Genomic DNA, 19,085 nt, shown 5'->3' on the forward strand with positions numbered 1-19,085 from the left:
CATCGGCCGGACGTTTTTCGTTTCAGGGTCGAAACATGAAAGGCAAACTCGCCACACTTCCCATCTCCTATCGTCTGGCCGTCACCTCACGGGTGCTGGCGGCGGTGTTTGGCGGCTATCTCGTTGCGGCGCTGGCCAGTGTCACCCTGACGCTGTGGCTGCCGTTGAGCCGCGCCGAAGCGGTGGTGACCGGCATGACCATTTCCTTTCTGGTCTATCTGGTGGCGGTGCTCTGGTGTTTCGCCTGTCGTACGGCGTGGTCGGCCTGGGTCGGTTTGCTGGTGCCAAGCGTGATTCTGGCGACCATCTCTGGCGCAGCACGTGGATTGGGCCTGGCATGAAAGAGGGCTTTCGTCAGGCGATGGCCTGGCTGCACACCTGGGCCGGACTGCTGTTCGGCTGGTTGCTGTTCGCGATTTTCCTGACCGGGACGCTGGCCTATTTCAAAGATGAGATCAGCCACTGGATGCAGCCGGAAATCCCCGCGCGATCGGTGAGTGCCGAGACGAGCCTGACGCTGGCCCAGGATTATCTGCAGCAACACGCGGCCGGCGCCTCACGCTGGCTGATCGATTTGCCTGATGCCCGAGATCCCGGCCTGACCGTGCGCTGGCAGCCAGTGCCGGCCAATCCCGGTGAGCGCGGGCGCTTCGAGTCGAAAACCCTCGACGCGCAAACCGGCGCCGAAGTGCAGGGCCGCGACAGCATGGGCGGCGAGTTCTTCTATCGCTTCCACTTCCAGTTGCAAATGCCTTATCCGTGGGGCCGCTGGCTGGCGACGATTGCCGCGATGGTGATGTTCGTCGCGCTGATCACCGGGATCATCACCCACAAGAAAATCTTCAAGGACTTCTTCACGTTCCGCCCGCGCAAGGGTCAGCGCTCCTGGCTCGACGGGCATAACGCGGTGGGTGTGCTGGTGTTGCCGTTTCACTTGATGATCACCTACAGCAGCCTGGTGATTTTCATGTCGATGGTCATGCCGGCGAGCATCGTCGCGTCGTACGGCAGTGACGTGCGCACGTTCTATGATGAAGTGTTCCCCGCGTCGAAAACCCCGGAGCGCGCCAACATCGCGGCACCTTTGGCAGCCATGGCGCCGCTGTTGAGCAAGGCCAGCGAGCAATGGTCGGGCGGCCACACGGCGCGTCTGTCGGTGAGCAATCCGGGGGATGCCAATGCCACGGTGGTGCTGTCCCGTGCGGGGGATCGCGTGGTGCATGATTTCGGCCGTGCCGTGACGTTCAACGGGGTGACCGGGCAGATGCTCGGCAGCACACCGGAGCAGCCAATGGCGATGGCGGTGGGTGGTGCGTTCTATGGCTTGCACATGGGTCACTTCGCCGGGCCGCTCCTGCGTTGGCTGTATTTCATTTGCGGATTGGCCGGCACGGCGATGATCGGCACCGGGCTGGTGATCTGGTTGGGCAAGCGTCAACTCAAACATGCCAAGAGCGGCGTGATGCCGTTCGAACTGCGGCTGGTTGAAGTGCTGAACATCGCCAGCATGGCCGGGTTGGTTGCGGCGGTGGCTGTATTCTTCCTGGCCAATCGTCTGTTGCCAGTGAGCCTCGCCGAGCGGGCAGATTGGGAAGTGAATGCGTTCTTTATCGCTTGGGCTTTGAGTGTGCTGCACGCGCTGCTGCGTCCGGGACGAAAGGCCTGGGTTGAGCAACTCACCCTGAGCGCCGCCCTGTTTGTCGCGGTGCCGCTGGTCAATGCGCTGAACACCCCTTGGAATCTCGGCGTTACCTTGATGCAGAGGGATTGGGCATTGGCCGGTTTTGATCTGACGTGCCTCGCAACCGGTTTGTTCCTGGCTTGGGCCGCGTGGAAAATGCAGCGCGCCGGCAACACCGTCAGCATTAAAAAGCCCCGCCGCGAACAGGCCCGGCCGATCACCCTTGAACAAGGGGCGAACTGATGCTCTTGCCCTTGTTGCTTACCTACGCCGGATTCACCGCGTTGTGCCTGTCGATGCCTCGCCACCACGATGAATTGCTCGGTCACAAACCGTCCACGCGTCGCCGTCAGGGCCTGAAAGTCGGCGGATGGTTATTGCTGTGTTTGTCGCTTTGGGCGGCGGTGAAGGCCAACGGCTGGAGCTTCGGCCTGGTCGACTGGTTTGCCGTGCTGATGCTCAGCGCCTTGGTGTTGGTTTTGTTGCTGCCGTATCGCCCGCGTTTCGCATTGACGCTGGCCGGGGTCAGTCTGCTGGCCAGCCCGGTCGCCGCATGGGCGCAGTGCTGAAGTGCTGATCGGTCTGCCACCGGAATCCCGCGACGATGAGCCGCGTGGGGCACGTGCGCATTTTCTTCAGGTGTTCCTGTCCCAGCGTTCGCAAATGGAAGCGCTGGTAAACCGGCGCGTCGGTTGTCGGGCGACGGCGGCGGATCTGGTCCAGGATCTGTTTCTGCGTTTTTGGCGGCGACCGCTGGTGCAGGTCGAAGAGCTCAGCACCTATCTGTTGCGCTGCGCCGGCAACATCGCCATCGACCATCTGCGCAGCGAAGGCACGCGCACGCGGGTCAACGAAGGCTGGCAACCGGACGAGCCGCACAGCCACGGCAGCGAACCACAAGCAGCGCTGGAAGCGGGCAATGATCTGAAGTATGTCGAAGCGGCGTTGCGCGCCTTGCCAGAGCGCACCCGGCAGATCTTTTTGCTCAATCGCATTCACGGCCGCAAGTATGCGGAAATCGCCAAAGCCATGGGCCTGTCCCAAAGTGCCGTGGAAAAACATATGATGCGCGCCCTCGAGGCCTGCAAGGCCAGCCTGCGCGAACCCGCGCCACGCCTGCCAGGGAAAGCACCGTGAAGCCATCCGATTCCGTCATCCCCACGCCCGCGCAAGAGCAGGCTGCGTTCGCCTGGCTGAGCTTGTTGCATGACCGGCCGAGCGCGGGCGATCAACTGACCTTCAGCCAATGGCTGCGTGCCGATCCGGCGCACGCCGAAGCTTACGCACAGGCTCAGGTTGTGTGGGAGTTGAGTGAAGGCCCGGCGCGAACATTGGCCGATGAAGAAGCCTTCGCGTTGCAGGGTTACCTTCATGCGATGGACCGCCCGCGTCATTCGCCCGTTTTGCGCTGGTCGGGCGCGCTGGCGATGGCCGCGTGCTTGTTGCTGATGATCAGCCTTGGCACCGGTTGGCAGCCGCAGCGCTGGATCGATGACCTGGGCGCCGATTATGTCTCGGCACCCGGTGAGATCCGCACGGTGACACTCGCCGATCAATCGCAAGTGACGCTGGATGGCGACAGTGCGATTGCCGTGGATTTCAGTCATGGCGAGCGGCATGTGCAATTGCGTCGTGGTGCCGGTTTCTTCAGCGTCACACATACGGGGGATCCGTTTGTGGTCGCGGCGGAGCAGGGCGAGGCGCGGGTGCTTGGCACGCAGTTCGAAGTGCGACTGCAGCCTCACGGTGCGCAGGTTACGGTGTTGTCGGGGCGCGTTGGTGTGACGGCGGATCGCGAGGGTGAACAACAGATCCTCATCGCTGGCCAGCAGGTTGCTTACGGCGAAGGCACAGCGCAAAAGCTTCACTCGGTGGACAGCGACGCGCAACTGGCATGGCGTCAGGGCTGGCTGACTTATTACAAGTCGACACTGGCTGATGTGGTGGAGGATTTGCGCCGTTATTACCCCGGGCGGATTGTGTTGCTCAACGATGAGCTGGCGGCGCGCAAGGTCAGTGGCAGTTTTCCGAGCAAGGATCCGCAGGCGGTTTTGAGTTCGCTGCAAGGGGTGATGGGGTTTGAGCAGCATCAGGTGTTGGGTCATCTGATTATTTTGCGCTGAGGCGGCTAAAGCCATCGCGAGCAGGCTCACTCCTACAGGGGAACGCATTCCAAATGTAGGAGTGAGCCTGCTCGCGATGGCGCCCGATCGAACACCACAAAAAATAATTTTCAAATGTTGGTGAGGTAAACATCAGCCCCATCCGTGTAGTGACTGAAACTGCGAGTCATTCGCATCCGTTGCGGTTCTACACAGGTCATTGAGCAATGAAGTCCAGGGCAAAATCGGGTTCGGTCAAACAATGGTTAGGCGTGTCGGCACTGAGCTTTTCAGCATTGGCGCTGTTGCCGCTGAGCGTCGCGCTCGCCGCTGAAACCGCCAGCAGTCAGGCGCAAAAGCAGTTCAACTTTTCCCTGGTCGCTAAACCGCTGCCGCAAGCCTTGAGCGACTTCAGCCGCGTCACCGGGCAGAGCGTGGTCTACACCGACGAAGCGCCCTACGGCCTTACAGCTCCGGCCGTCAATGGCCAGATGAGTGCTGAACAGGCACTGCAACGTTTGCTCAGCGGTTCCGGCCTCAACTTCCGCCGCACCGACAGCCACACGCTGGCGCTGGAGCCTCAGCCTACTGAAGGTGCGCTGAATCTCGGCGCCACGACCATCACCTCGACCCGCGATGAATCGATGAGCTACCAGCCACCGGAAACCAGTTCGGTGATGCGCTCCTCGGCCTCGCTTCAGGAAATCCCGCAGACCGTCAACGTCATCCCGGCGCAAGTCATCCGCGATCAGGCGCCGCGCAATCTGGATGACGCGTTGGCCAATGTCAGCGGCATCACCCAGGGCAACACCTTGGGTAGCACTCAGGACTCGGTGATGACGCGCGGTTTCGGTGACAACCGAAATGGCTCGATCATGCGCGACGGTATGCCGATCGTGCAGGGGCGTGGCATGAACGCCACGGTCGATCGGGTTGAAGTGCTCAAAGGCCCGGCCTCGTTGCTCTACGGCATTCAAGACCCGGGTGGCGTGGTCAACCTGGTCAGCAAGAAGCCTGAACTTACTCAATACAATGCGCTGACCTTGCGCGGCTCGACCTACGGCGAGGGCAAGAACGGCAGCGGCGGCACCTTCGACAGCACCGGCCCGTTGGGCGATTCCGGGCTGGCCTATCGCATGGTGCTCGACCACGAAGACGAAGATTACTGGCGCAACTTCGGCACCCACCGTGAAACCCTGATCGCCCCGTCGCTGGCCTGGTTCGGCGAGAGCACCAAGCTGTTGTTCGCCTACGAGCACCGCGAATTTCTCACGCCGTTCGACCGTGGCACGCTGATCGATCCACGCACCAATCACCCGCTGGACATCTCGCGCAAAGAGCGCCTCGACGAGCCGTTCAATAACATGGAAGGCCGTTCGGACCTGTATCACTTTGAAGCCGACCACGACCTCAACGACGACTGGAAAGCCCACTTCGGTTACAGCTGGAACCGCGAGACCTACGACGCCAGCCAGGTCCGCGTGACTGCAATCGACACCAAAAAAGGCACGTTGACCCGCAGCATGGACGGCACCCAGAACGCGATCAGCACTGACCGTTTCACCACCGCCAGTCTCGAAGGCAAGGTCAACGTGCTGGGCATGCAGCATGATCTGGTGTTCGGCGTCGATGACGAGTACCGCAAGATCTACCGCGAGGACTTGATCCGACAGAAAAGCCTGACCACGTTCAGTTACCTCAATCCGGTGTATGGCCGTGAAGTTGCCGGTACGACCGTCAGCGCCCCCGACAGCGCGCAGACCGATGAACTGCGCAGCGATTCGGTGTTCATGCAGGACTCGATTCACCTCAACGATCAGTGGATTCTGGTCGCTGGCGGACGCTTTCAGGAGTATGACCAGTACGCCGGCAAAGGCGTGCCGTTCAAGGCCAACACCGACAGCAACGGGCAGAAATGGGTGCCGCGCGCCGGTCTGGTGTATCGCTACACCGACGCCTTGTCGTTCTACGGCAGCTACACCGAATCGTTCAAACCCAACTCGACCATCGCCCCGCTGAGTGGCAGCAGCACCGTGCTCGACGGCAGCATCGCACCGGAAGAAGCCAAGTCGTGGGAGCTGGGTGCGCGGCTGGACATGCCGGGGCGTGTCACCGGCAACATCGCGTTGTTCGACATCAAGAAACGCAACGTGCTGGTGGCCAATTCCGAAGGCCCGACGACGATTTACAGTGCGGCCGGTGAGGTGCGTTCGCGCGGTCTGGAAATGGACCTGACCGGTCAGTTGAGCGACCACTGGAGCATGATCGGCAGCTACGCGTACACCGATGCCGAAGTGACCGAAGACCCGGACTACAAAGGCAAGCGCCTGCAGAACGTAGCGAAGAATTCCGGTTCGTTGTCGGCGGTGTATGACTTCGGCAGTGTGATCGGCGGCGATCAATTGCGCGTCGGCGCCGGGGCGCGTTATGTCGGCGAACGAGCGGGTAACGCGGTGAATGATTTTGATCTGCCGAGCTATACCGTGGCCGATGCGTTTGCCACTTACGACACCAGGGTTGAGGGGCAGAAGGTCAAGTTTCAGCTCAATGTGAAGAACCTGTTTGATCGCACGTATTACACCTCGGCGGCGAGCCGGTTCTTTGTGTCGATGGGGGATGCGCGGCAGGTTTCGTTGTCGAGTACCTTGGAGTTTTGAGAACAGAGAAGTTAATGCGCTTTTCGGCGGCCCCTTATAGATATTTTCGTTCTCAGCTACTGCATGGTAATTGTAAAACGATCTAAGTACCTGTCAGTTATGACAGGTGCTTTGGGGAGGATTTAAATGTGTACTGTCTTCTCAATATCTTTGGAAGAGAGTATTGCCATGTCAAATGACCATGTAGCTGGAGCCGAGGGTTATTTTTTAAAGCTCATTGCGAAAGAAGACTTCAACGGTGTGAAGCCTGATTCACCGGAGAACTTTTCGAGTCTGGATCTTGAACATTTTTCTCTACAAACGCTCGGTGGCGAAAACGGCGCTTCTATGTCGACGATTTTGTTTGAGTCGGATCAGCGTTATGTGGAGGGTCAGTTCGAGGGGACCGGGATTCAATGCAGCGGTGACCACCAGAATGAAAATGATTCTGCCGAACTTCGGATTGTTCTGAAACCTGAAAAAGTTCACCGTTTGCGCTTTGCATTAGATGTTTTTGCGACCCAGAATGTATCGCATATCGAGTTTTACGAGCCATCTGGAAACGTGTTGAAACGCTTCGAAAACAAGCTCGGGTGGATCGATTATCAGGTACCCCTGCTGGACAAAGAAATAGCGAGTATTGCGCGTGTTTCTATCTACTATAGGGTCTATTTTGGGACACCGTATATTGATTCGTTTGAGCTGTGGCGATGGCAGAGCTTTGAGTAATTGCGGAATAAGTCATCGTAAAAACGCCTGTCGATACTCGCCAGGTGTTCCTCCCAAAACCTGCTTGAACCGATTGGTGAAATGACTGGCGCTGGCAAACCCGCACGCCAGCGCAATCTCACCCAACGGCAGCGCCGTCCCGCGCAACAATTCCCGTGCCCGACTCAAGCGCCGCGCCAACACATACTGATGCGGCGGCAGGCCGAAACTGGTGCGGAACATCCGCGCAAAGTGGTATTCCGACAGCGCACACAATCCGGCCAATTGGCCGAGGCTGATCAGCTCGGCCAACTGGTTGTCGATGAACTCCACCAGTTGCCGACGTTGATGCGGTGCCAGTCCGCCCTTTAAACGCAACCCCTGACGCGCGCCGACCTGACTGAGCAAGGTGTGGCTGATCAACTCATGGGCGAGGCTGCTGGTCAGCAAGCGTTCGGCGGGTTCGTCCCAGTTCAGCGTCAGCAACTGCCGGAAGCGTTGCGCCTGTTGCGCGTCTTCGAGAAAGGTCTGCTCGCGCAACTGCATCTCGCGGGGTTCGCGATCGAGCAGCGTGACGCAACCGAGGGCGAATTGTTCGGCGCTGAAATACAGGTGCGCGAGACGGATATCACCGTTGATCACCCAGCCCGATTCATGATCGGCCGGCAGGATGCACAGCTTGTCCGGCCCGCCTTTTTGCCCAGGTTGATCGCGACGAAAAGTGCCGGTGCCACCGGCAATGTAGCAGGACAACGTGTGGTGGCTTGGCGCTTCGTAATCCTGCGCATCGTGGTGGTTGGTCCACAAAGCGGCAGACAAACCGTCACCGAGCTCGGCGCTGTGCACAAGGCGTGCATTGGGCGAGCTGTTTAACGCTTGAAAGACTTGCAGGGTATCGATGGCGGCCATGGTCGGTTCTCTTCAACGCCTTGCATCCTACTCCGTAGACACCGCGCTGCCAGCCTGCCGCCAGACAAAAGCGCAAGAATCTGCAAGCGCCCAAACCTGGCTCGGGCAGACACTCAAGGCCTATCGAGGAGTGTCTGCCATGAACCTGTCGTTGTATTTGCTGACCGTGCTGATCTGGGGCACCACCTGGATTGCCCTGAAATGGCAGCTTGGCGTGGTGGCGATTCCGGTGTCGATCGTCTATCGCTTCGGGCTCGCCGCGCTGGTGCTGTTTGCGCTGTTGCTGCTCAGTCGGCGCCTGCAACCGATGAACCGCCGCGGGCATCTGATCTGCGTGGCGCAGGGCTTGTGCCTGTTCTGCGTCAATTTCATGTGCTTCCTGACCGCCAGTCAGTGGATCCCCAGTGGTCTGGTCGCGGTGGTGTTTTCCACCGCGACGCTGTGGAACGCGCTGAATGCGCGGGTGTTCTTTGGTCAGCGCATCGCGCGCAATGTGCTGATGGGCGGTGCGCTGGGGCTGTTCGGCCTGGGCATGTTGTTCTGGCCAGAACTGGTCGGGCATCAGGCCAGCCCGCAAACCTTGCTGGGGCTCGGCCTGGCACTGTGCGGGACGTTGTGTTTCTCGGCGGGCAACATGCTCTCGAGCCTGCAGCAGAAGGCCGGTCTCAAACCGCTGACCACCAACGCCTGGGGCATGGCCTATGGCGCGGCGATGCTGTCGGTGTGGTGCCTGGTCAAAGGCATTCCATTCGACATGGACTGGAGCCCACGTTACGTCGGTGCGCTGCTGTATCTGGTGATCCCCGGTTCCGTCATTGGTTTCACCGCGTATCTGACGCTGGTCGGGCGCATGGGGCCGGAGCGTGCGGCTTACTGCACGGTGCTGTTTCCGGTGGTGGCGCTCAACGTTTCGGCGTTTGCTGAAGGTTACCAATGGACAGCGCCGGCGCTGGTCGGTCTGGTGTTAGTGATGCTGGGCAATGTGCTGGTGTTTCGTAAACCGAAAGCAGTGGTGGCGCCAGTGCAGGGAAAGTTGGCATGAAATAAGCGAGCGCTGAACGTCAGCGCTCGACTTTCAAGGTGATGTAAATCATCACCGGGAATATGAAGTCAACAATATGTCGTGCCCAGTCCTTGGCATTCCATGATTGCGAAGTGTCCATGTCGAACCATTCCACACCCACGGTTTGCAGGCAGACGTAATAAATGAAGATGGCCGCGAGTATGCCCATGATCGAGAACTTCTTTGCCTCATGGAATACCTCGGCAGGGGCATTGATATGGCGCAACAACTGATAGGTGCCTATCAGGCATAGCACGGTATAGGTGACTTCCAAAGTGATGATGAACCAGTAAATCCGATGATGAATCATCGGCGACTCGATGGCCCGATACTTGATGGTTTCGCTGGCAGTGGTGGTGTCCATGCTCAGGATGTGGGCCACGTAAGTGTAGTTTGAGTCATAGTCGGTGAAGTTGTGGATCATCACCAGCAGGCCAAAGAAACTGATGTAGGCCATCAATATAACTTTGCTGTAACGGATAAGTTTGTCGGTGGTCAGGGTGTTCAAGGTTTTCGCTCTCCGTAGTGCTTGTCGATTATCCGGCAGTGCGGGGGAGCTTATAATGTTGTTGTTTAAATTGGTTTGTTGTTCAATTTCAAGTTGTGTATAGCAATAACTAACGGGCAAGTGCGATGTTGCACTTGCCCGTGTTTTTTTATCCGCGCCAGACTTGCGGGTTGACCAGATCCTGCGGGCGTTCGCCGAGCAGGGCGCTACGCAGATTGGCCAGTGCACGATTGGCCATGGCTTCGCGGGTTTCATTCGTCGCTGAGCCGATGTGCGGCAGGGTCACGGCATTGCTGAGCTGGAACAGCGGCGACTCGGCCAGCGGTTCTTTTTCGTAGACGTCGAGGCCGGCGCCACGAATGCGCTTGGTTTGCAGGGCCTCGATCAAGGCCGGTTCATCGACGACCGGGCCACGGGAGATGTTCACCAGAATCGCGCCGTGCTTCATCAGCGCCAGTTCGCGATGGCTGATCAGGTGGCGGGTCTTGTCGCTGAGTGGCACGACCAGGCAGACGAAGTCGGCTTCGGCGAGCAGTTCATCAAGGCTGCGAAATTGCGCGCCAAGTTGTTGTTCCAGGTCGGTCTTGCGGCTGTTGCCGCTGTAGATAATCGGCATGTTGAAGCCGAAGTGGCCACGGCGGGCGACGGCGGCGCCGATGTTGCCCATGCCGACGATGCCGAGGGTTTTGCCGTGGACGTCACAGCCGAACAGTGGCGCGCCGACGCTGGCTTGCCATTGGCCGGCTTTGGTCCAGGCGTCGAGTTCGGCGACGCGGCGGGCGCTGCTCATGATCAGGGCGAAGGCGAGGTCGGCGGTGCTTTCGGTGAGCACGTCGGGGGTGTTGGTGAGCATGATCCCGCGTTCGTTGAAGTAGGCGAGGTCGTAGTTGTCGTAGCCGACGGAGACGCTTGAGACCACTTCCAGTTTTGCGGCGTTTTCCAGTTGTGTGCGGCCGAGTTTGCGGCCGACGCCGATGAGGCCGTGGGCGTGGGGCAGGGCTTCATTGAATTGGGCGTTGATGTCGCCGGCTTTTGGATTGGGGACGATGACGTCGAACTCTTGCTGGAGGTTTTCGATCATGGGCGGGGTGATGCGGCTGAAGGCCAGGACAGTTTTTTTCATCGTTTTTGGCTCTTGTTCGGGCTTGATACCAAGCACGCTAACATTTTTGTTTTGGGGTGTCTTGGCGGCCTTTGGGCCGACCATGTTCTTGGGGTTTTTGGGTGTATATCCGTTGCTTCGGGGGCTGCGGCTGGCGGTTTCGCCCTTACGGCGACTCACTTTTTTACAAGCGCCTAAAAAAGTAAGCAAAAAACGCTTGCTCCTACGTGCGGCCCGCTCGCTGGGGCTCGGGGTTCCTTCGCTCCGGGATTGATCCGGGCGCAGCGTCTACGGTTTGCTTCGCTGCACCTCCTCTCGCTGTGTTTGGCTTCGCCAAACGGTCGCTGCGCTCCCACGCCCGGATCAATCCCTCCACTCAGCCTTCCGACGTCGCCCTACAGATCAAGAGCTGCAGCCGAGCTAACGCTCATCCTGTTGAGTGGTGAAGAGCGCGGCGCGCTTGGCTTTGGGTTTGTGGTGTTCTTGCCCCTCACCCCAGCCCTCTCCCGAGGGAGAGGGGGCCGATTTGTGTGCTTTTCAAAACCTGAGTTCAACGCGGTATCGCACGTCGGCGTAGGTCTGCCAAACAACTCGGTCAGTCCCCTCTCCCTCCGGGAGAGGGCTAGGGTGAGGGGCTTTTGATCTGTTTCAGTGTCTGAGGGTCGACTCGGTATTTCATGTCGGCGTAGCTCACCCAAACACCTCGGTCAGTCCCCTCTCCCTCGGGGAGAGGGCTAGGGTGAGGGGCTTTTGATCTGTTTCAGAATCTGAGGGTCGACTCGATATTTCACGTCAGCGTAGCTCACCCAAACACCTCGGTCAGTCCCCTCTCCCTCGGGGAGAGGGCTAGTGAGGGGCTTTTGATCTGTTTCAGAATCTGAGGGACGACTCGGTATTTCACGTCGGCGTAGCTCACCCAAACAACTCGGTCAGTCCCCTCTCCCTCGGGGAGAGGGCTAGGGTGAGGGGCTTTTGATCTGTTTCAGAATCTGAGGGTCGACTCGGTATTTCACGTCGGCGTAGCTCACCCAAACACCTCGGTCAGTCCCCTCTCCCTCGGGGAGAGGGCTAGGGTGAGGGGCTTTTGATCTGTTTCAGTGTCTGAGGGTCGACTCGGTATTTCATGTCGGCGTAGCTCACCCAAACACCTCGGTCAGTCCCCTCTCCCTTTGGGAGAGGGTTAGGGTGAGGGGGTTTTAGCTGTGTGACGGGGATTGCGGGATCTCGTGGTTATCCAGCACGCGATTCACCGCCAGTTCAGCGAGCATGATGATCTGCTGAATCGCCAGAATCGTCCGCCGTTGCGGCAGGTCGATGTAGGCGGCGATGTCGATGGTCATGAGGCTGGCTTGGGCCAGTGATTCGCAGGCGTGGACCAGCAGGCTTTCGCTGTCCTGTTCGGGGGACATCTGAACACGGTGGCTTTGGGAAGCGGTATCAACATTGGCTGATACCTGCTTGTTCCTGCACTTGGGGCAGACTTTGCGACCTACCTTTACCCCTCGATAATTTCAAGGCCTTTGACATCAATCTGACCATCATGAACTTGATGCAACTCCCATGTATCGAAATCCAAGAATGTGAAGTTGAAGACGGCCTTGAAAATGCCTTTGGCAATGTTGAACTCTTCTACAATAATAAATCCTGCGTTTTTAGCGCTTGTATAGCCTTTTGTATGTGAGCCTGATGTATATGAAAATCTGAACGGAGAGGGAAAGTGCTCCGTGCTGAATTCATGCCTTCCAGGCTTAATGTTTGCGTCAAAAGTGAGGTTGATAGTGAATGAGATGGTAGAGGATTTCTGGTAAGTTGCTTTTAGTGCGACTATCTTTTTATCGGTAACAAAATGGTCGGGTTTTCCTTCGAACTTGTCGGTGATGTAGTCTTTGTTTAGTTTGGCAATTACAGTGCCTTCACCTGATTTCTTAAGTTTTTCGAGTTCCAGATCTTTAATGGACATGTCTTGCTCCTTCAAGGTTAGGTCGGTATGACGACATCCATTGTTCGGATAAGGCGATAAAATGGGTACTGTCAGATCTGACAGGTTTTCTATATAGATTGGCTATTAAAAATTGATCGGAAGATGATTTTTGGAACTTGATTGCCCACTTCAGGTTTGCGTCCATTGGACGATGCTTAAGTTGTGTCAGGCCGTCATCCGGCATCATTCAAGGGAGAGGGAGCCGATTTGTGGGCCTTTCAAAATCTGAATTCGACTCGGTATCGCACGTCGGCGTAGCTCACCCAAACACCTCGGTCAGTCCCCTCTCCCTACGGGCGGTCCGACGTTTCGGGAGGGTTAGGGTGAGGGGCTTTTAGCTTTGTGAAGGGGATTGGGAGATTTCGTGGTTATCCAGCACTCGATTCACCGCCAGTTCGGCGAGCATGATGATCTGCTGAATCGCCAGAATCGTCCGTCGTTGCGGCAGGTCGATGTACGCGGCGATGTCGCTGGTCATGAGGCTGGCCTGTGCCAGGGATTCGCAGGCGTGGACCAGCAGGCTTTCGCTGTCCTGTTCGGGGGCGACCTGGAACATGGTGCTGGGTTTGTGGAAGCGCAGGGTTAACGCGTTGGGTTTGAGGTAGTGGTCGAGGGCGCGTTCGGCGGCTTCGTGGAATTTCTTCGAACCGGGGAATTCGTAGGGGGTGGTGTCGTCGGTTTCAGGTGGATTAGGCGTTGGTTTGAACATAGGAAACATACTCGTGGCAAGTTGAGTTGAAGCTGCCACTTTTCGTTTTCCAGGCGAAAGGGTGGCAGCTGTGCGCGGACTGGAAAAACCGGTCAACTCACCAAAACCGGCAGGCCCTAGGGCCTCCCGCGCACAGCCGCCATAACATTGCGAGCTAAAAAGCGCCGCAGTATGCCATGAGCTTTGGTAGTTGAAATCGGGTTTTCCAGACCCGGTCGCTGATGCGTCAGCGACACCCAAATCCTAGCCACCGCACTTCCGACGGACAACCTGCAAAACCTGTCGGAAACATCCGCGAAATCGTCGTTTCTGTAGGCTCTGCCGTAGGCTGCGATCTGTTGATTTTTAAACATCAAGATCAAAAGATCGCAGCCTGCGGCAGCTCCTACAGAAGACGCATTGTGTTTAAAAATCAGTTGGCGACGCGCGCGCCGGCGAGGCTGCCGCTGAGTTCGTAGGCGGCCAATTCGGCTTGATGCGCCGCGAGAATTTCCGGCAACGACCCGCGCAGATACTCAACCCACGTCTTGATCTTCGCATCCAGATATTGCCGCGAGGGGTAGATCGCATACAGGTTCAGCTCTTGCGAGCGGTAGTTCGGCATGACCCGCACCAGTGTGCCGTTACGCAAACCTTCGATCGCCGCATACACCGGCAACACGCCCACGCCCATGCCACTGGTGATCGCGGTTTTCATGGCGTCGGCGGAGTTCACCAGAAACGGCGAGCTGTTGATGGTGACCATTTCCTGGCCTTCCGGGCCGTCGAAGGCCCATTTTTCCAGGGGGATCACCGGGCTGACCAGGCGCAGGCAGGCGTGGTTGAGCAGGTCGCTGGGCTTTTGCGCGGCGCCGTTGGCTTTCACGTAGGCCGGGGAGGCGCAGACGATGCTGTAGGTGATGCCCAGGCGTTGCGACACAAAACCTGAGTCCGGCAACTCGCTGGCGAGCACGATGGACACGTCGTAGCCCTCGTCGAGCAGGTCCGGCACGCGGTTGGCCAGGGTCAGGTCGAAGGTCACGTCCGGGTGGGTTTTGCGGTAGCGGGCAATGGCGTCGATGACGAAGTGCTGACCGATGCCGGTCATGGTGTGCACTTTCAATTGCCCGGCCGGGCGTGCGTGGGCGTCGCTGGCTTCGGCTTCGGCCTCTTCGACGTAGGCAAGGATCTGCTCGCAGCGCAGCAGGTAGCGCTTGCCCGCTTCGGTGAGGGCAATGCGCCGCGTGGTGCGATTGAGCAAACGGGTTTGCAGGTGGGCTTCCAGGTTGGAGACCGCGCGCGAGACGTTGGCGGTGGTGGTGTCGAGTTGCACGGCGGCGGCAGTGAAGCTGCCGGCTTCGGCGACACAACTGAAGGCGCGCATGTTTTGCAAAGTGTCCATGGGGTGCTCTCAAGGGAGATGGCAAATTGTGACACGAAGTTTCGGGGGCTGAGACCCCAGACTTAAGGATTATCTCGTTAACCGTAACAAAGATTCACAGAAATCCCAGCTTATCGCCGTACGGGGCCTTCCATAGAATTGCGCCGATCCCTGTAGAAGCTGCCGAAGGCTGCGATCTTTTGATTTTGTTTTAAGGGAATCAAGATCAAAAGATCGCAGCCTGCGGCAGCTCCAACACGGGTTCTCGATCTACCCCTCTCTCAGGAATTCGCAGCTGTGCCGCGTCGCATCAACAGAGCGCTTTTGCCGCTCAGTGTTCTGGCTTTTACCCTGGGTCTTGGCGGCTGCATCTCAACGGACGGAATTGCCCCACAGGGCACGGCAATGGAGGCCAATACACTGGCCACCGACGATGCCATCGCCCACGCCGCCCGTGACGCCAACTGGCCTACCGCGCAATGGTGGCAAGCCTACGGCGACCCGCAACTCAATCGCTGGATCGACCTCGCCGTGCAGGGCAGCCCGACCATGGCCATGGCCGCTGCGCGAGTACGTCAAGCCAAAGCCATGGCCGGTGTCGCCGAATCCGCCGAGTCATTGCAGATCAATGGCGAGTCGACCCTCAAACGCCACAACTGGCCGACCGATCAGTTCTACGGCCCCGGCGATCTGGCCAACACCACCACCTGGGACAACAACGCCGCATTGGGTTTCAGCTATGCGCTCGACCTCTGGGGTCGCGAAAGCAATGCCAGTGAACGCGCGGTGGATCTGGCGCACATGAGCGCGGCCGAGGCGCGGCTGGCGCAGCTGGAATTGCAGAACAACATCATCCGCGCCTACATCGAACTGTCGCTGCATTACGCGCAGCGCGACATCGTCGCCGCGACGCTCAAGCAGCAGCAACAGATTCTCGATCTGGCGCAGAAACGTCTGAACGGCGGAATCGGCACGCATTTCGAAGTCAGCCAAGCCGAAACGCCACTGCCGGAAACCCATCGTCAGCTCGATGCGCTGGATGAAGAAATCGCCCTGAGTCGCAACCAGATCTCTGCGCTCGCCGGCAAAGGTCCGGGGGCGGGCGCACAGTTGCAGCGCCCGACATTGTCCCTCGGTGCTGCGCTGAAACTGCCATCGGCATTGCCCGCCGAATTGCTCGGCCAGCGGCCCGATGTGGTCGCCAGTCGCTGGCAAGTGGCGGCGCAGGCGCGCGGTATCGATGTGGCGCATGCCGGGTTTTACCCCAACGTCGATCTGGTCGGCAGCCTCGGCTACATGGCTACCGGCGGGGGCGCGCTGGAGTTTTTGACCGGCAAGAAACTCAACTACAACGTTGGTCCGGCGATCTCGCTACCGATCTTCGACGGTGGCCGACTGCGCGCCGAATTGGGTGAGGCCTCCGCCGGTTACGACATCGCGGTGGCGCATTACAACCAGACGCTGGTGAATGCGCTGAAGAACATCTCCGATCAGTTGATCCGCCGCGAGTCGATGGACAAGCAGCAAGGCTTCGCCGCCGAGTCGGTGGCCACGGCGCAGAAGACCTACGACATCGCGATGATCGCTTATCAGCGCGGCCTCACCGATTACCTCAACGTGCTCAATGCGCAGACGTTGCTGTTCAAGCAGCAGCAGGTGCAGCAGCAGGTGCAGGCGGCGCGGTTGAGTGCGCATGCCGAACTGGTGACAGCGCTGGGTGGTGGGCTGGGGGCAGGCAACGATGTGCCGACCGCCGAGAAAACCCAAGCGCCGAAAACCCCGGTTCTCCTGCATTGAACACACATCAAATTGTAGGAGTGAGCCTGCTCGCGATAGCGGTGTATCAGTCAACAGAAATGTTGGATGTAAAATCGCCATCGCGAGCAGGCTCACTCCTACAGGTATCGCGTCTTGCCTGAATTCTTGAGCACAATTAAATGACCCCCTTGCCCGCACCTCTGCGCTGGCTCTACTCCCTGGAATGGCGCCGTGGTTTCTTCGACTGGGCGCGCAGCGATGGCGTGACCTGGGTCTACATCTTCAAGGTGTTGATCGCCGCATTCCTCACCCTGTGGCTGGCCATGCGCCTGGAATTGCCGCAACCGCGCACGGCGATGATCACCGTGTTCATCGTCATGCAGCCGCAGAGCGGCCAGGTGTTTGCCAAGAGTTTCTATCGCTTCCTCGGCACGTTGGCCGGGTCGGCGATGATGGTCACGTTGATCGCGTTGTTCGCGCAAAACACCGAGCTGTTCCTCGGTTCGCTGGCGATCTGGGTCGGCATCTGCTCGGCCGGTGCCGCACGTTGCCGCAACTTCCGCGCCTATGGTTTTGTCCTCGCCGGCTACACCGCGGCGATGGTCGGATTACCCGCGTTGGCGCACCCGGACGGCGCGTTCATGGCAGCGGTTTGGCGAGTGCTGGAGATCTCGCTGGGGATTCTCTGCTCGACCCTGATCAGCGCCGCGATCCTGCCGCAAACCGCCAGCGCCGCCATGCGCAACGCCTTGTATCAGCGCTTCGGCGTGTTCGCGCTGTTCGTCACCGATGGCCTGCGCGGGCGCAGCAAAGCCGAGTCTTTCGAGGCCAGTAACGTACGCTTCATCGCTGAAGCCGTGGGCCTTGAGGGCTTGCGCAGCGTGACCGTGTTCGAAGACCCGCACATGCGTCGGCGCAACGGCCGATTGAGTCGTTTGAACAGCGAGTTCATGGGCATCACCACGCGCTTCAACGCGCTGCATCAGTTGCTTGAACGCTTGCGCGGCAACGGCGAAGAACATGTGGTTGCCGCGATCAGACCGGGTCTGCAGGATCTCGCCGAAGTGCTCGACGGCTTCAGCGGTCGTGCTCTGACCAGCCCCGACGCCGCCCGTTTGGCGACAGCGCTGGCGACCTACAAGGAGGGGCTGCCGGCACGGGTTCGAAGCTTGCGAGCAATCTTCCAGGAAACCGATCCAAGCGAAGCCGAGCAACTGGATTTCCACACCGCCTACGAACTGCTTTATCGCTTCGTCGACGACCTGCACAGTTATGCACAGACCCACGCGTCATTGGCCGATCACCGCCACGAACGTGAGCGCTGGGACGAGCCATTCACCCCGCAAACCAACTGGTGGGCCGCCGCCGCGTCGGGCATTCGCGCCTCGTTCATTCTGGTGGTGCTCGGCAGTTATTGGGTTGCCACTGCGTGGCCAAGCGGTGCGACGATGACCCTGATCGCCGCCGCCACCGTGGGCCTGTCCGCCGCTACACCGAACCCGAAACGCATGGCTTTCCAGATGGCGTGCGGCACGTTTCTCGGTGCGCTGATCGGCTTTGTCGAGATGTTTTTCATCTTCCCGTGGATCGATGGTTTCCCGCTGCTGTGCGTGATGCTCGCGCCGGTGATCGTGCTCGGCTCGTTCCTCACCTCCCGCCCGCAATACGCCGGTGTCGGCCTAGGTTTGCTGATCTTCTTCAGCACCGGTTCGGTGCCGGACAACCTGACCATTTACAACCCGTACACCTTCATCAACGACTACATCGCCATGGTCATGGGCATGCTGGTGTGTGCCGCTGCGGGGGCGATTATTCTGCCGCCGAACAGCCGCTGGTTGTGGAAACGCCTGGAACAGGATCTGCGTGGCCAAGTGGTCTATGCGATCAGCGGCAAGCTCAAAGGCCTGGCGTCGAGTTTCGAGAGTCGCACCCGTGATTTGCTGCACCAGGCTTACGGTCTCGCGGCCGGGCAGCCGAAGGTGCAGAAGAACCTGCTGCGCTGGATGTTCGTGGTCCTGGAAGTCGGCCACGCAATCATCGAGTTGCGCAAGGAACAGGCGATTTTGCCGGTGCACCCGGCCTATGCCGAATCGCAACCGTGGCGGCAGGCAATCCGCGTGATGGGCCGCGCGCTGGTGCGACTGTTCCTGCAACCGAACGCCAGCAATCTCGAACGCGCACTGGTCGCGGTCGACCATGCGATCAGTCGCGTAGCGGCCACTGACGAACCGTTCGCGCCGCACTTCGATACCTCGGCGCTGCGTCGGGTGAAAAGCTATCTGCACTTCATCCGCACTTCGCTGCTCGACCCGCAATCTCCACTCGCTGCCTACGCCGTCGCCAAGCCCGAAGGACTTGCCCATGCCTCGTGAAATCGCCTTCCACGGCGTGTACATGCCGACCATGACCTTGATGTTTTTCATCGCTGCGGCACTGGCCTGGGCGGTGGATCGGTTCTTGTCCGGGTTCGATCTGTACCGCTTCTTCTGGCACCCGGCGCTGCTGCGTCTGAGTCTGTTTACCTGTCTGTTCGGCGCCATGGCGCTGACTGTCTACCGTTGAGAACAT

The 19,085-nt window shown here is 59.1% G+C and carries 17 protein-coding genes and 1 pseudogene; 11 read left to right on the plus strand and 7 right to left on the minus strand.

The genetic code is table 11. The features are described 5' to 3' along the window. The first annotated feature begins 35 nt into the window (after positions 1-35). The 7 genes from ACOYXH_RS01250 to ACOYXH_RS01280 all read left to right on the plus strand — a co-directional run bounded on the left by ACOYXH_RS01250 (position 36) and on the right by ACOYXH_RS01280 (position 7,148). Entirely contained in the window at positions 36-341 is a 306-nt protein-coding gene (locus ACOYXH_RS01250) for a DUF3649 domain-containing protein (protein ID WP_095125425.1), read from the plus strand. Next, complete coding sequence (locus tag ACOYXH_RS01255) at positions 338-1,924, plus strand: PepSY-associated TM helix domain-containing protein (RefSeq protein WP_460410200.1); 1,587 nt, start codon at positions 338-340, stop codon at positions 1,922-1,924. The genes ACOYXH_RS01250 and ACOYXH_RS01255 overlap by 4 nt, the downstream gene beginning before the upstream one ends. Further along, entirely contained in the window at positions 1,924-2,250 is a 327-nt protein-coding gene (locus ACOYXH_RS01260; RefSeq protein WP_095049802.1) for a DUF3325 domain-containing protein, read from the plus strand. Before ACOYXH_RS01255 ends, ACOYXH_RS01260 begins: the two co-directional genes overlap by 1 nt. A 1-nt stretch (position 2,251) precedes the next feature. Then, on the plus strand, positions 2,252-2,818 hold the full coding sequence (locus ACOYXH_RS01265; protein ID WP_095049803.1) for an RNA polymerase sigma factor: 567 nt from the start codon (positions 2,252-2,254) through the stop codon (positions 2,816-2,818). Next, on the plus strand, positions 2,815-3,804 hold the full coding sequence (locus ACOYXH_RS01270; protein WP_095049804.1) for a FecR family protein: 990 nt from the start codon (positions 2,815-2,817) through the stop codon (positions 3,802-3,804). Before ACOYXH_RS01265 ends, ACOYXH_RS01270 begins: the two co-directional genes overlap by 4 nt. Before the next feature lie 206 nt (positions 3,805-4,010). Beyond that, a complete protein-coding gene (locus ACOYXH_RS01275) occupies positions 4,011-6,440 on the plus strand; it encodes a TonB-dependent siderophore receptor (RefSeq protein WP_460067199.1) in 2,430 nt (809 codons plus the stop codon). A 126-nt stretch (positions 6,441-6,566) separates the two neighbouring features. Beyond that, positions 6,567-7,148 (plus strand): hypothetical protein, encoded by a 582-nt coding sequence (locus tag ACOYXH_RS01280; RefSeq protein ID WP_099758041.1) that lies wholly within the window; start codon positions 6,567-6,569, stop codon positions 7,146-7,148. 12 nt (positions 7,149-7,160) lie between these two features. Here ACOYXH_RS01280 and ACOYXH_RS01285 read toward each other — a convergent pair whose 3' ends face one another. Continuing rightward, positions 7,161-8,036 (minus strand): helix-turn-helix domain-containing protein, encoded by an 876-nt coding sequence (locus tag ACOYXH_RS01285; protein ID WP_460410201.1) that lies wholly within the window; start codon positions 8,034-8,036, stop codon positions 7,161-7,163. A 139-nt stretch (positions 8,037-8,175) separates the two neighbouring features. Here ACOYXH_RS01285 and ACOYXH_RS01290 point away from each other — a divergent pair, with 139 nt between their 5' ends. Next, positions 8,176-9,078 (plus strand): DMT family transporter, encoded by a 903-nt coding sequence (locus ACOYXH_RS01290; protein ID WP_095049807.1) that lies wholly within the window; start codon positions 8,176-8,178, stop codon positions 9,076-9,078. 19 nt (positions 9,079-9,097) lie between these two features. Here ACOYXH_RS01290 and ACOYXH_RS01295 read toward each other — a convergent pair whose 3' ends face one another. From ACOYXH_RS01295 to ACOYXH_RS01320, 6 genes and pseudogenes are all read right to left on the minus strand, one after another. After that, positions 9,098-9,607, minus strand: a complete 510-nt coding sequence (locus tag ACOYXH_RS01295) for a DUF2165 family protein (protein ID WP_095049808.1) — start codon at positions 9,605-9,607, stop codon at positions 9,098-9,100. A 148-nt stretch (positions 9,608-9,755) separates the two neighbouring features. Continuing rightward, positions 9,756-10,730: a 2-hydroxyacid dehydrogenase gene (locus ACOYXH_RS01300; protein ID WP_460410202.1), complete on the minus strand. Its 975-nt coding sequence runs from the start codon at positions 10,728-10,730 to the stop codon at positions 9,756-9,758. A 1,175-nt stretch (positions 10,731-11,905) separates the two neighbouring features. Beyond that, a pseudogene (locus ACOYXH_RS01305) lies at positions 11,906-12,121 on the minus strand (DUF6124 family protein); the annotation flags it as partial. 83 nt (positions 12,122-12,204) lie between these two features. Next, positions 12,205-12,669 (minus strand): hypothetical protein, encoded by a 465-nt coding sequence (locus tag ACOYXH_RS01310; protein ID WP_258709276.1) that lies wholly within the window; start codon positions 12,667-12,669, stop codon positions 12,205-12,207. A gap of 355 nt (positions 12,670-13,024) precedes the next feature. Continuing rightward, entirely contained in the window at positions 13,025-13,399 is a 375-nt protein-coding gene (locus ACOYXH_RS01315; protein ID WP_095049811.1) for a DUF6124 family protein, read from the minus strand. Between the two features lie 412 nt (positions 13,400-13,811). Further along, positions 13,812-14,780 carry a LysR family transcriptional regulator gene (locus ACOYXH_RS01320; protein ID WP_007914118.1) on the minus strand — a complete coding sequence of 323 codons (969 nt, stop codon included), beginning with the start codon at positions 14,778-14,780 and terminating at the stop codon, positions 13,812-13,814. A gap of 276 nt (positions 14,781-15,056) precedes the next feature. On the opposite strand from ACOYXH_RS01320, the gene ACOYXH_RS01325 reads away from it, so the two are divergent. The 3 genes from ACOYXH_RS01325 to ACOYXH_RS01335 all read left to right on the plus strand — a co-directional run bounded on the left by ACOYXH_RS01325 (position 15,057) and on the right by ACOYXH_RS01335 (position 19,079). After that, positions 15,057-16,556: an efflux transporter outer membrane subunit gene (locus ACOYXH_RS01325; RefSeq protein ID WP_460410203.1), complete on the plus strand. Its 1,500-nt coding sequence runs from the start codon at positions 15,057-15,059 to the stop codon at positions 16,554-16,556. A gap of 140 nt (positions 16,557-16,696) precedes the next feature. Next, positions 16,697-18,889, plus strand: a complete 2,193-nt coding sequence (locus ACOYXH_RS01330) for an FUSC family protein (protein ID WP_095125429.1) — start codon at positions 16,697-16,699, stop codon at positions 18,887-18,889. Continuing rightward, positions 18,879-19,079 (plus strand): DUF1656 domain-containing protein, encoded by a 201-nt coding sequence (locus ACOYXH_RS01335; protein ID WP_007914106.1) that lies wholly within the window; start codon positions 18,879-18,881, stop codon positions 19,077-19,079. The genes ACOYXH_RS01330 and ACOYXH_RS01335 overlap by 11 nt, the downstream gene beginning before the upstream one ends. The last annotated feature ends 6 nt before the right edge of the window (positions 19,080-19,085 follow it).

Source organism: Pseudomonas sp. Mb7, assembly GCF_054790525.1.

Excerpts from the sequence above, each read along its gene's own strand:
- ACOYXH_RS01250 (WP_095125425.1), top strand. The coding sequence starts at position 36 with ATGAAAGGCAAACTCGCCACACTTCCCATCTCCTATCGTCTGGCCGTC.
- ACOYXH_RS01255 (WP_460410200.1), top strand. The coding sequence starts at position 338 with ATGAAAGAGGGCTTTCGTCAGGCGATGGCCTGGCTGCACACCTGGGCC.
- ACOYXH_RS01260 (WP_095049802.1), top strand. The coding sequence starts at position 1,924 with ATGCTCTTGCCCTTGTTGCTTACCTACGCCGGATTCACCGCGTTGTGC.
- ACOYXH_RS01275 (WP_460067199.1), top strand. The coding sequence starts at position 4,011 with ATGAAGTCCAGGGCAAAATCGGGTTCGGTCAAACAATGGTTAGGCGTG.
- ACOYXH_RS01280 (WP_099758041.1), top strand. The coding sequence starts at position 6,567 with ATGTGTACTGTCTTCTCAATATCTTTGGAAGAGAGTATTGCCATGTCA.
- ACOYXH_RS01285 (WP_460410201.1), bottom strand. The coding sequence starts at position 8,036 with ATGGCCGCCATCGATACCCTGCAAGTCTTTCAAGCGTTAAACAGCTCG.
- ACOYXH_RS01290 (WP_095049807.1), top strand. The coding sequence starts at position 8,176 with ATGAACCTGTCGTTGTATTTGCTGACCGTGCTGATCTGGGGCACCACC.
- ACOYXH_RS01300 (WP_460410202.1), bottom strand. The coding sequence starts at position 10,730 with ATGAAAAAAACTGTCCTGGCCTTCAGCCGCATCACCCCGCCCATGATC.
- ACOYXH_RS01310 (WP_258709276.1), bottom strand. The coding sequence starts at position 12,669 with ATGTCCATTAAAGATCTGGAACTCGAAAAACTTAAGAAATCAGGTGAA.
- ACOYXH_RS01315 (WP_095049811.1), bottom strand. The coding sequence starts at position 13,399 with ATGTTCAAACCAACGCCTAATCCACCTGAAACCGACGACACCACCCCC.
- ACOYXH_RS01320 (WP_007914118.1), bottom strand. The coding sequence starts at position 14,780 with ATGGACACTTTGCAAAACATGCGCGCCTTCAGTTGTGTCGCCGAAGCC.
- ACOYXH_RS01330 (WP_095125429.1), top strand. The coding sequence starts at position 16,697 with ATGACCCCCTTGCCCGCACCTCTGCGCTGGCTCTACTCCCTGGAATGG.
- ACOYXH_RS01335 (WP_007914106.1), top strand. The coding sequence starts at position 18,879 with ATGCCTCGTGAAATCGCCTTCCACGGCGTGTACATGCCGACCATGACC.